This window comes from Clostridium brassicae (assembly GCF_026738875.1).
Taxonomy (GTDB): domain Bacteria; phylum Bacillota; class Clostridia; order Clostridiales; family Clostridiaceae; genus Clostridium_H; species Clostridium_H brassicae.
In genome coordinates this window covers 64,574-77,526 of sequence record NZ_JAPQFJ010000001.1, presented here as the reverse complement: position 1 = coordinate 77,526, position 12,953 = coordinate 64,574, and the positions used below count along the sequence as shown (strand labels likewise).

At 30.7% G+C, this 12,953-nt stretch carries 9 protein-coding genes; all 9 read right to left on the bottom strand.

The features are described from left to right. Window positions 1-420: 420 nt before the first annotated feature. Window positions 421-1,800 (bottom strand): GntP family permease, encoded by a 1,380-nt coding sequence (locus OW729_RS00405; RefSeq protein WP_268059416.1) that lies wholly within the window; start codon window positions 1,798-1,800, stop codon window positions 421-423. 391 nt (window positions 1,801-2,191) lie between these two features. Next, complete coding sequence (locus OW729_RS00400; protein WP_268059415.1) at window positions 2,192-3,571, bottom strand: GntP family permease; 1,380 nt, start codon at window positions 3,569-3,571, stop codon at window positions 2,192-2,194. Window positions 3,572-3,844: 273 nt separating this feature from the next. Then, the gene (locus OW729_RS00395; RefSeq protein ID WP_326498344.1) at window positions 3,845-5,392 is read right to left on the bottom strand and encodes an acyl CoA:acetate/3-ketoacid CoA transferase; all 1,548 of its coding nucleotides are present in this window, start codon (window positions 5,390-5,392) and stop codon (window positions 3,845-3,847) included. 354 nt (window positions 5,393-5,746) lie between these two features. Next, a complete protein-coding gene (locus OW729_RS00390) occupies window positions 5,747-7,471 on the bottom strand; it encodes a sigma 54-interacting transcriptional regulator (protein WP_268059414.1) in 1,725 nt (574 codons plus the stop codon). A gap of 146 nt (window positions 7,472-7,617) precedes the next feature. Next, the gene (locus tag OW729_RS00385; protein WP_268059413.1) at window positions 7,618-8,040 is read right to left on the bottom strand and encodes a MaoC family dehydratase; all 423 of its coding nucleotides are present in this window, start codon (window positions 8,038-8,040) and stop codon (window positions 7,618-7,620) included. Window positions 8,041-8,177: 137 nt separating this feature from the next. Then, a complete protein-coding gene (locus OW729_RS00380; protein ID WP_268059412.1) occupies window positions 8,178-9,113 on the bottom strand; it encodes an ABC transporter permease in 936 nt (311 codons plus the stop codon). Beyond that, window positions 9,114-10,217, bottom strand: coding sequence for an ABC transporter permease (locus tag OW729_RS00375; RefSeq protein ID WP_268059411.1), 1,104 nt, complete (start codon window positions 10,215-10,217; stop codon window positions 9,114-9,116). Continuing rightward, window positions 10,210-11,742: an ABC transporter ATP-binding protein gene (locus OW729_RS00370; RefSeq protein WP_268059410.1), complete on the bottom strand. Its 1,533-nt coding sequence runs from the start codon at window positions 11,740-11,742 to the stop codon at window positions 10,210-10,212. Before OW729_RS00370 ends, OW729_RS00375 begins: the two co-directional genes overlap by 8 nt. Next, a complete protein-coding gene (locus OW729_RS00365; protein ID WP_268059409.1) occupies window positions 11,729-12,841 on the bottom strand; it encodes a BMP family ABC transporter substrate-binding protein in 1,113 nt (370 codons plus the stop codon). The genes OW729_RS00370 and OW729_RS00365 overlap by 14 nt, the downstream gene beginning before the upstream one ends. Window positions 12,842-12,953: the final 112 nt, after the last annotated feature.

Below are 12,953 nucleotides of genomic sequence, written 5' to 3'. Positions count from 1 at the left end.
TTAAATATTTTAAAATTATATTTAATTCTGAAAATTAATCGCATTATATGCTCTTTTTATCTAATATATTTTTACTTTATTCAATTTAAAAAATAATTTTTTAAATTTTTTTAAATTAATTTAATGTTAGTATACCAATTTGTATTTATTTTGTCAATAATACACTCTTTGTTTTTTCAGAAAATTCAATCTAATTATTTGTTAATATTTATACAGTTTCTTTATATTTAATATACTGAAGTAAAATATATAAATTTACACTAATTTTCTTTATAAAACCTCATGTTTAAATAAATATATTTTTTATATTTGTCTTAGTCAATAATTTAAGCTAAAATACAAAAGATGTTACCTATATTTTCTATAGATAACATCTTTATTATGATAACGTTTTCTTTTTATCGCTTATTTATAAAAATACTATACAACTCCTAAACTTGCAAATATTAATACTATTATAAGAGTACAAAGTGGAATTATAACAGAACACATCCCTATATCCTTATAGGATTCCTTATGAGTTAATCCACATATTCCAAGTAATGTTATAACCGCTCCATTATGTGGTAATGTGTCTAGTCCACCTGAAGCTAAAGCAGCTATTCTATGAAGAACTTCTGGATTTATTCCATTTGCTTGTGCCATTTCTAAATATTGTTTTCCAAGTACTCCTAATGCTATACTCATACCGCCTGATGCTGAGCCTGTTATACCAGCAAGTACGTTAACTGATATAGCTTCTGATACCAATGGACTGCTCGATATTCCTAAAATTGCATTCTTTATAATTAAAAATGCAGCTAATGATTGGATAACATTTCCATATCCAACTTCTGAAGATGTATTTGTAATTGCCAAAAGCGAACCAATAGCACCTTGATTAACTGTCTTTTTCGTTTCTTTTAATCTATTTCTATTTGAAACTATAGTAAATATTATTGCAATAACTAATGAAATAATTAAACTCCAGATACCTTTTACTTTTCCTAAGTCGGTTCCGTAATCTTTTAAATATGCCATATCCGTTCCGGCAAAATATACTTTTCCTAAAACATAATTAAATACTAAAACTATGATTATAGGTACCATTGAAAGCCACACATTTGGAAGCTTATCAACATCTATAGTATTTACATTTTCATCAGGGTGATCTCCATATCCTTCTCCTGCTATTGATGCTTTTTTAGCTCTATAAGTTAACCAAAATATTCCGCCTACACACATTAATACAGCTGCTATAATACCTAAAACTGGTGCTGCATATGCATCTGTTCCAAAAAATGGCATTGGGATAGCATTTTGAATTTGAGGTGTTCCAGGAAGTGCTGTCATTGTAAAACTAAACGCCCCTAATCCTATCGAGCCTGGAATTAATCGTTTTGGTATGTCTGCTTCTCTAAATAATTGAGTTGCTATTGGAAATACTGCAAAAGCAACAACAAATAATGATACGCCTCCATAAGTTAACACTGCACAAGATAATACAACTGCTGGAATAGCTTTGCTTTTTCCTAATTTTTTTGCAATTGCATGAGCAATAGATTTTGCTGCTCCCGAATCATCCATAAGCTTACCAAATATTGCGCCTAATAAAAAAACTGGGAAGTATGATTTACAAAATCCTGCAAAAGCTTTCATAAATATTTCTGTATACGTTGCCATGATATGCGCGTTAGCGCCTTCACTCATAATTGTTGCAAATAATGCCAATATAGGTGCAAGTACAAGAACTGTTATGCCCCTGTATGCAAGATACATTAATAAAATAAGTGATATAATGACGCCAATAACTCCTAACATATATTCTTCTCCTTTCACATATAATATTTTATTACATCAAAACATTATATGATATTTTTCAAGTTTATATGCTATTCATTGAATTCTTATTTTGTCTGATAGATTAGTACTAAGTTCTAATCTATCAAATCTCTACTTAATAGCTATTTTGAAACATAAGATAAACTTCTAATATTATAGTGATCAATAATTCCATTGTTCTAGCCTTCACAGAACTTATCCTATATTTATAACAAAACAAGGACTATAATGAAAAATAAATTTTTCATTATAGTCCTTGTTTTGTTTAATTTAAAAATTTTCTGACAAAAGAAAGAAAATTGCCTTTCATAATACTCTTAACCTATTCCCATAATAAAAGTACATCACATTTTTATTAGTTTGTGTATTCTTAAACTATTCCAAAGTTTGCTAATATAAGTACTATGACAAGTGTACAAATAGGAATAATAACAGAACACATACCTATATCTTTATAAGATTCTTTATGTGTGGCTCCACATATTCCAAGCAATGTTATAACTGCTCCATTATGTGGCAATGAGTCAAATCCACCACATGCTAATGTTGCTATTCTATGAAGAACTTCTGGATTTATTCCATTTGCTTGTGCCATGGCTAAATACTGTTTCCCAAGTGCTCCAAGTGCTATACTCATACCACCTGATGCTGAACCTGTTACACCAGCAAGAACATTAACTGATATTGCTTCTGATATTAATGGATTACTTGATATTCCTAGAATTGCATTTTGTATAATAGCAAATGCCGCCAATGATTGAATAACATTTCCATATCCAACCTCTGAAGATGTGTTTGTGATTGCTAAAAGTGAACCGATAGCTCCTTGATTAACTGACTTTTTAGCATCTTTTAATCTATTTCTATTTGTAACTATAGTAAATACTATTGCTACAACTAATGAAATTATTAAACTCCAAATACCTTTTACTTTTCCTAACGCAGTTCCATAATCTTTTAAATATGATGTATCCGTTGATGGATAATACGTTTTTCCTAAAACATAATTAAGAACTAAAACTATAATTATAGGTATAATTGCAAGAACAAAGCTTGGAAGTTTGCTAGTGTCTATATCATTTGTATTCTCATCTGGATGATCTCCATATCCTTCTCCTGCTACTGCTGCCTTTTTTGCTCTATACATTAACCAAGTAACTCCACCAGCACACATAAGTATACCTGCTACAATACCCAAAATTGGTGCTGCATACGCATCTGTTCCAAAGAATGGCATTGGTATAGCATTTTGTATCTGAGGTGTTCCTGGAAGTGCTGTCATTGTAAAAGTAAATGATCCTAAAGCTATAGCCCCTGGGATTAACCTTTTTGGTATATCTGCTTCTCTAAATAATTGAGTTGCTATTGGAAATACTGCAAATGCAACAACAAATAATGATACTCCACCATATGTCAATACACCACAGGATAATACAACTGCTAGTATTGCTTTATCCTTTCCAAGCTTAGTAGCAATTGCATGAGCAATAGACTTTGCTGCTCCTGAATCATCCATAAGCTTACCGAATATTGCACCTAATAAGAATATAGGAAAATATGATTTACAATATCCAGCAAAATTTTTCATAAATATTTCTGTATACGTTGCCATTATATGAGCACTTGTTCCCTCACTCATGATTGTAGCAAATAAAGCTAAAATAGGTGCTAATACAAGTACTGTTATACCTCTATATGCAAGGTACATTAATAATAAAAGAGATATTATAACGCCAATAACTCCCATCATATTTTTTCTCCTCCCTGTTTTCTAGTCTTAATAATATCATTTTCTAGAGAATAATTTTCTCTAGAAAATGACATTAAAATTAGTAAGTTTGTTTTAAATTTTTCATCTATAAATTTATGATTTGTAAGTTTATTTTTTATTACTGGTAATAATATCTGATTTGTAAGTTTTATTTATAAGTTTTCTTGAACTTTTATATGATAAAGTTTATATCTATAAAGCCAACGCATATAACTTATAGTTGTCAATTTGATAATTTAAAAATTTAATTAATTATTTCAGACCCATTAACTCATCCTTAAATATTCTTTCATCCATTAATTTTAAATCTTTAGCTACTATTGGTTTAAAATCTATATGAGCTAGTACATCTTTTTCTAAATCAACTCCTGGTGCAATTTCTTTAAGAACTAATCCTTCTTTTGTTAATTCAAACACTGCTCTTTCTGTTATATATAGAACTGGTTGTCCTACTTCTTGTGCATATTCTCCACTAAATGTGATTTGTTCAACTTCTTTTATGAACTTATTAACTTTTCCTTCTTGTTTTATTACTAATTTTCCCTCTTCAACAGCTACTTTTAATCCACCTGCTTTAAATGTTCCACAATAAACTGTTTTTTTAGCATTTTGAGTTATGTTAATAAATCCACCACATCCTGCTATCTTTGGACCAAATTTACTTACATTTATATTTCCTTTTTCATCACATTGAGCTAATCCTAAGAATGCTACATCTACTCCACCACCATCATAAAAATCAAATTGATATGGTTGGTCTAATATAGCTTCTGCATTTGTTGTAGCACCAAAGTCTAGTCCACCTGCTGGTACTCCACCTATTGCACCTGCTTCTACTGTTAATGTCATGGAATCTCCTATTCCTTCTTCATTAGCTACCATTGCTATAACTTCTGGAACTCCTATTCCCAAGTTAACCACTGCATCTTTTGGAAGTTCCATTGCTGCTCTTCTTGCTATTATCTTTCTTTCATTTAAAGGCACTGATGCCATGCTACCTAGTGGAACTGTTACATCTCCACAGAATGCTGGATTATATTGTGTTCCAAAAGTTTGCATACCCTTTTCTGGTGTACCTATTACTATGGCATCTACATATATTCCTGGTATCTTAACAAGTTTTGGATCTAAAGACCCGTTTTTAACTATCTTTTCTACTTGTACTATAACCTTACCACCTGAATTTTTAGCTGCTTGAGCTATTGAAAGAGTTTCTAAGCTAGCAACTTCCTTCTCCATAGTTACATTACCTTTTTCATCAGCATAAGTACCACGAACTAATGCAATATTTATAGGCATTGCTTTGTATAATAATCTTTCATTTCCATCAACATTAACTAATTTAACTAAATCTTCTTTAGTTACATCATTTATTTTTCCACCTTGTAATCTTGGATCTACAAATGTCTTTAAACCAACATGAGTAATTGTACCTATTTTTCCAGCTGCTATATCTCTAAATAGTTGAGATATAGTTCCTTGTGGAAAGTTGTAAGCTTCTGTCTTATTATCTAAAGCAAGTTTTTGAAGCTTTGGTGCAAGAGCCCAGTGACCTCCTATAACTCTTTTAGTTAACCCCTCATGAGCTACATGATTCATTGCTCTATCCTTACTATCACCTTGTCCAGCTGCATAAATAAAAGTTAAATTACTAGGTTTATTTTCTTCTAAGAATTTTTTTTCAAGTCCGGAAGTTAATTCTTCTGGATGACCCGCTCCAACAAAACCTGACACTGCAACTGTGTCACCATCTTTAATTAATGAAATAGCTTCATCAAGACTTACTACTTTTGATCTCATAATCATGGCCTCCCTTATCATACAATATTTACGTTTTGTATTTTAAAACTTACACTTATTAAATTAGCAATTAGCATGCCAATGTTTTAACAATATTCTGTAAACTTTTTCATTAATAAGAGTCAACACAAATCACATTAAAAATATTAATTTTAAATTTTCTTTTACGACTATTTTCGCCAATTTTTATACAACAAAATATCAATATCTTTATTTATTGTTAGGATAACCTAACATTTTTACTTTTTCGACAAATAAAAGTGCACATTTTTACTTACACACATTACTTTTCTCTTAAAATATGTAAGTATATCTGTACACTTTTTATGTGGATTTATATTTTGAATTGCATTTTTAACTTAAAATATCATGTTTACTCATCTTTTCGTAAAGCGTGGTACGACTAATTTCTAATAATTTTGCAACTTTAGATTTGTTTCCTTTACAAACCACTAAAGCATTTAAAATAGCTTCTTTTTCCGCTTTATTAATAACATCTTCTAGTTTTTCTATATTGCTTATAATCTTTCTTCCTGTTATCTCTTTAGGTAGATGGTCAATATCTATAACCTCCCCATAGTTTACAATATTTATTGCCATCTCTATAACATTCTCTAACTGTCTCACATTTCCTTCCCAAGTATAATTTTTCATATACTCTATTGCTTCTACTGTTATACCTTTAATATATTTATTAAGTTTTTTGCTTATTTTACCTATTAAATAATATATTAATGTTTCTATATCCTCTTTTCTTTCTCTTAAAGAAGGAATTCTAATAGTAACAACATTAAGTCTGTAATATAAATCTTGTCTAAACTTTCTTTCATGAACCATCTTTTCTAAATTCCTATTTGTAGCTGCTATAATTCTTATATCTATCTTCTTAATATGATCTGCCCCTACTCTTTCAACCTCTTTTTCTTGGATAACCCTTAAAAGCTTGACTTGCATAGATAAAGGCATATCCCCTATCTCATCTAAGAATATGGTACCACCATCCGCTAATTCAAATTTTCCTATTTTGCCTTCTTTATTTGCACCTGTAAAAGATCCTCTCTCATATCCAAACAACTCTGATTCTAATAGTTCTGAAGGTATAGCGGCACAATTAACTTTTATAAAATTCCCATAAGCTCTATCGCTAGCCTTATGTATAGCATGTGCAAAAAGTTCTTTTCCTGTACCACTTTCTCCAATTAGTAAAACATTGGATGTGGTAAGGGCGGCTTTTTTGGCTATATTTTTAGTTTTTTCTATTGCCTTTCCTCTTCCAATTATATTATCAAAGCTATATATGGCATTGTTATTTTCACTGGATCTTCCATTATATTGTTTAATCTGCTTTTCTATTTTATTTATTTTCTTTGAAAAGGAATCGAAAGATTTTAGGTTTTTAAACAGCACTTTCCCAACAGCACCCTGTATTTCTCCATCTTTTATTATTGGTATCCTGTTTGCTATTATGTACCTACCTCTAACTTTTTGAAAATCTACACTTTCTCTTATCCCACTTTTCGCTACAATATGCATTCGCGTATTCTCTATTACTTCTGTAACATGCTTTCCTATAGATTTATCTCTATCTATTCCAAGGAAATCTGAATATACCTTACTTATCATTCTTACATAGCCTTCTTTATCAACTACTACAATTCCATCATAGGTCATTTCAAGAACAGCTTCTAATACTTCAGAAACATCCTTATTTCTTTCTAGTTCTTTCATTAATCTAACATGTTCAGTTTCATCACTAATAAGTATTATAGTTTCTTCTATATTTCCTCCTTTTTTTATAGGTATTTTAGTTACACATGTGACTTTTCCAGTTATATATACTTCATTTTTTCTAGTCTTTTTATTTATTTCACTATCTTCTACATCATTTAGTTTTGGAATCACATCTGCTATATTTTTGTGTAAAACTTGCTTACACTTCATCGAACAAATTCTTTCTGCTGCTTTATTAAATGATAAAATACTTCCTTCTTTATCTATTTCAATTATTCCTATTGAAATATTATTAGAAATTATATTTAATTTTTTTAAAGCATTATTAGTAACATCATTATTCACCATGTATTCATACTCCTTTTATAAATACATTATTATATCTTATATTTTACCAGTTAATATAATGCAAGTCATCAGGCACTTTTAAATATTTAAATAACTAAAAAACCTGTAGAATTTACTATTCTACAGGTTTTACTTATAGACGACCTTTATTTTGCTTTAGGTGGCATTACCATTGCTTGTCCATCTATAACAACTTTTCCGTCTTGATTAGTAACAGTAGTTTTAAGTACTAATCTATTTTTTTGTTCATTTCTTTCTATAACTTCAGCTGTAGCCGTTACAGTGTCACCCATTCTTACTGGAGCTAAAAATTTTACTTCTTGGCTCATATATATTGTCCCTGGTCCTGGAAGATACATTCCTAATACAGTTGATATTAAACTTGACACTAACATTCCATGACAAATTCTCCCTTTAAACATTGTTTTTTCTGATTCAACCTGATTTACATGTGCAGGGTTTAGGTCTCCTGAAATACCAGCAAATAAATACACATCAGTTTCTGACATAGTTTTTGTAAATGATGCCTTGTCACCCATTTTAATTTGATCAATAGTTTTTCCTGTCATATTAAATGCACCCACCTTTTAATTTTTTATTATTTAATTACATTTTATAAGATAGCCTTATGCCTTACCAGTACGCATAATTCATGCCAATCCCACTTGTAAATAGTTATTATAAAATATAATTGATCTATAACCTTTTATCTTTCTTCCCTAAAATATGGATTTCCTAAGAAAGAAGGTGGTGCATTCTTTTTATTTTTCCTCATAGAAACAACAACTAATACAACTATTGTTACAATATAAGGAAGCATATCTATTAAATATTGTGATACATGTGCCGTTAAAGCCTCAAATCTAAATCCTGCTATATCCAATCCACCAAATAAATATGAACCTACTATAGCTTTATAAGGATTCCAAGAAGCAAATATTACAAGAGCAACTGCTATCCATCCTCTTCCTGCTGTAACATTATCTTGCCATGCAGGAATATAAACTAGTGATAGATATGCTCCTCCTAACCCACATAAAGCTCCTCCTAACAATATATTTAAATACTTGTATAAATTTACATTTATACTAGCTGCATCTGCACAAGCTGGGTTCTCACCTATAGCTCTTAAATTCAGTCCACTTCTAGTATTATATATATATATACCTAGAATAACTGTAATTATATATCCTATATACACAAATGAATCTTGAGTAAAAAATACTGAACCTATAAAAGGAATCTTACTAAGAATAGGTATAGCAAAAGGTACAAAAAAACTTTTTACAGTTTCAGGCGCTGTTTGCCCTATCAAACTTTTTCCAATCAAACTAGATACACCTGTCCCAAATATAGTTAGAGCAAGCCCTGAAACAACTTGATTTGCTTTTAGGCTTATTGTAAGAAATGCATATATCAAAGCCCCAAACGCTCCAGCAATAGCTGCTGATATCATAGCTAAAACTGGATTACCTGTTTTAAGTCCTGTCATAAATCCAAACACAGCCCCAAGAAGCATCATTCCCTCAACTCCAAGGTTGAGATTCCCACTTTTTTCTGTAATTATTTCTCCTAAAGTAGCTAATAAAAGAGGCGTTCCCGCAACAATTGCTGCACTTAAAAATGCTGTTAATGAATCCATTTAATTCGCCTCCTTTAATTTGCATAGACTTTCTTGATTTTTTATTGATTTTTTGGAATTTCTTTTTAAAAAAACTTTATATTTTATAAAAAATTCACTACCTAATACGAAGAACAGTATCATACTTTGTAATACTAATGCAGCAGCTTCTGGTATGCCAAATGCTGTCTGTATATATAGTCCACCTTGAAGAAGAGCTGCAAAAAGCACAGAAACCACCATAATTAAAGGTGCACTTAAAGAAGCTAACCACGCTACAATTATAGCTGTATATCCTACTCCTCCTGAAACTTCTACAGAAAGAGTATTACTAACAGCCGATGCCTGAATCATTCCTACTAATCCACATAATCCACCACTTAAAAATACTGCACTTATTATTGTCCCTTTAATGTTGATGCCAGCATATAAAGCAGTTTTCTCACTTTCTCCCAAAACACTAATTTCATATCCTTTTTTAGTATAATTCATAAAAATATACATTAAAACAACAAGAATAATAGCAATAATCCAACCTATGTGAACACCTAAAAACTTAGGAAGTATAGCATTTTCCGAAAAATTAGGTATCTTAGGAAAACCCATTGCCTTTGAATCCTTCCATAGGTCATATTGTAAATAAGCTACCCACTTAATAGCTATGTAATTCATCATTAATGTTAAAATTGTTTCATTAGTACCCCATTTCGACTTAAAAAATGCAGGTATAAAAGCCCAAACTCCGCCTCCTATAATTCCAGCAATAGCCATTACTAAAAGTAAAACCGGCTTAGGAAGATTCTGAAAATTAAGTGCAAAAAAAGACGCCACAAATGCTCCCATCATTATTTGCCCTTCTCCTCCTATATTCCAAAATTGCATTTTAAAAGCAACTGAAATCCCTAATGCAGTTATTAAAAGAGGCACAGCTTTTATTATAGTTTGTCTGATTTTATAATCAGATCCAAAAGCTCCTTTTATCATCGAACTATAAACCCTTAAGGGATTTAATCCTAATACTAAAATAAAAATTCCAACTACCAATAGGGCAAGAATTATAGCTATAGTTCTTATCTTTATTGTGTTTGATCTTGTTATTTCACTTCTTTTTATAACTCTAAACATTAGCTACATCCTCCCTTTCTTTATTACCCATCATTAGGCTACCCACTTCTTCTTTTGTTAGACCATTTGTATTCAAAACCCCAGTAATCTCTCCATTACATATAACCATGATTCTATCACATAGCTTTAAAAGAACATCCAAGTCTTCTCCAATATAAATAACTGAGTTACCTTTAGCTTTTTCTTCATTTATCAAATCATATATTGTATAGCATGTATTTACATCTAATCCCCTTACAGGATAAGCCATTATTAAAAGCTTAGGATATAAACTTAGCTCTCTTCCTAAAAGTATTTTTTGAATATTTCCTCCTGACAAATATCTGATCGGATAATGAACATTAGGAGTTTTTATTTCAAGCTTCTCCACCATTTTTGTTGCTTTTTCTTCAATTGGTTTCCTATTAATAAACATTCCTTTAGAATTTTGATAATTCTTTAAAAGTAAATTATCAACCATATCCATAGATCCAACTAGCCCCATACCCAATCTATCTTCAGGTATAAAACTCATACTTATACCTCTTCTAATAATTTCTCTGCTTGTCCTTCCAACTATATTTTCTCCATCAAAAATTATTTCTCCATCTTCAACCTTTTGAAGACCAGCTATAGCCTCACATAACTCTTTTTGTCCACTTCCAGCTATTCCTGCAACTCCCAAAATTTCACCTGTTTTTATTGAAAAACTAATATTTTTTAGTACTTCAATTCTTTCCTCATTTAAAACTTTTAAATTATTTACTTTTAAAAGTTCCTCTCCTGTTTCTATTTCAACATTTTTTATAGATAAATCTACAGATTTTCCAACCATCAATTCTGTAAGTTCTTTAGGGTTTGTATCAATTTTATTTAAAGTAGTTATACTTTCACCTTTTCTAAGTACAGTTATTCTATCAGCAGTATTCATTACCTCATCCATTTTATGAGTAATAAATATAACAGCACATCCCTCTTTTTTCATTTTCTCAACTATTTTAAAGAGTCTCTCACTTTCTTGAGGTGTAAACACAGCAGTAGGTTCATCTAATATAAGAATATTTGCTCCTCTATATAAAACTTTCAATATCTCAAGGTTTTGCTTCTCACCTACAGACATTTCGTGCACATTTTTTTCTAAATTAATTTCTAATCCAAACTTTTCTTTTAATTTTTCTATTTTTTCTAAACTTCTCTTTTTATTTAAAAACAATCCGCCCTTTTGACCTAAAATAATATTTTCTTCAGCAGTCATATTCTCCACTAACTTAAAATGTTGGTATATCATTCCAATACCAGCAGCTATAGCATCCTTTGGTGAATCAAAATTAGCTTCTTCTCCATGAATTAAGATAGAACCGCTATCAGGAGTATAAACTCCTGATAGCATGTTCATTAATGTACTTTTCCCAGCTCCATTTTCTCCTAAAAGAGCATGAACTTCCCCTCCATACACTTTTAGATTAATATTATTGTTAGCGACTACCTTACCAAATTGTTTTGTTATATTTTTCATTTCAATGTAAGGAATTTTATTTTCCACCATTCTGAACTCCTTCTACAAACCAATTAAACTTTAACAATTCTTCATCAGTCATAACTTTATCTTTTGCTACTTTTTCTTGACCCTTGTTATCTTTTATAGGTCCAACAAATATTTTATTTTTTCCAGAAATTATATCTTCTTTAGCCTTTTTAATTTTTTCTTCTGCTCCTTGTGGTGCATTTTTTGTAAGCGGAGCAAGATCTATTATTCCATCTTGTAACCCACCCCAATAGCTCTCAGATTTCCAAGTTCCATCCATTACAGCTTGTACTTGTTTCACATAATATGGTCCCCAGTTCCATACTGCTGATGTCATATAAGCCTTTGGTGCTTTCTTTTCCATGTTTGTATTATATCCAATTGAAAATGCTGCTTTTTCTTCCGCTGCTTGTTGTGGTCCTGCAGTGTCTTGATGCTGAGCAATAACATCTGCACCTTCATCTAAAAGAGCTTTTGCAGCTTCTTTTTCCTTAGCAGGATCATACCAAGTATTTGTCCATTTAACTTTAACAACAGCTTTAGGATTTACCGAACGAACTCCTAATGTAAATGCATTTACAGCTCTAACTACTTCTGGTATTTCATGAGCTCCTACAAATCCTATAGTATTACTTTTTGTTTTCATACCAGCAACTATACCTGATAAATATCTTGCTTGATACATTCTTCCAAAATAGTTAGACATATTTTCATCAGACATATATCCTGAACAGTGTAAGAACTTAACATCTGGATGTTCCTTAGCTGATTTAGCCATTCCATCCATGAATCCAAAGCTAGTTCCTACTATAACATTACAACCTTCATCAACCATATTTTCTATAACCTTTTGAACTTCAGCAGTATCTTCTTTAACTGATTCTTTAAATATAGTAGTTACTTTTAATTTCTCTTCTAAATATTTTCTTCCTTGGTCATGTGAATATGTATATCCCTCATCACCTACAGGTCCTACATAAATAAATCCTACTTTTATCTTCTTATTAGACTCTGTGCTTTGTTTTGAATCTGCTTTTTTGTCTCCCTCCGAAGAACAGCCAACTAAAAAAACACTTAGTGACATAACTAACATCAACATTAAAGCCATAATTTTTTTCATAAATTTTCTCCTCCATAATTTTAGTTTTTTATAATTATGTATACTTAAGGAAATTTTTAGGACTGATTTTGGCACTCCTAATTCCCTTTAATTACAAGCACTTTTCATTCGC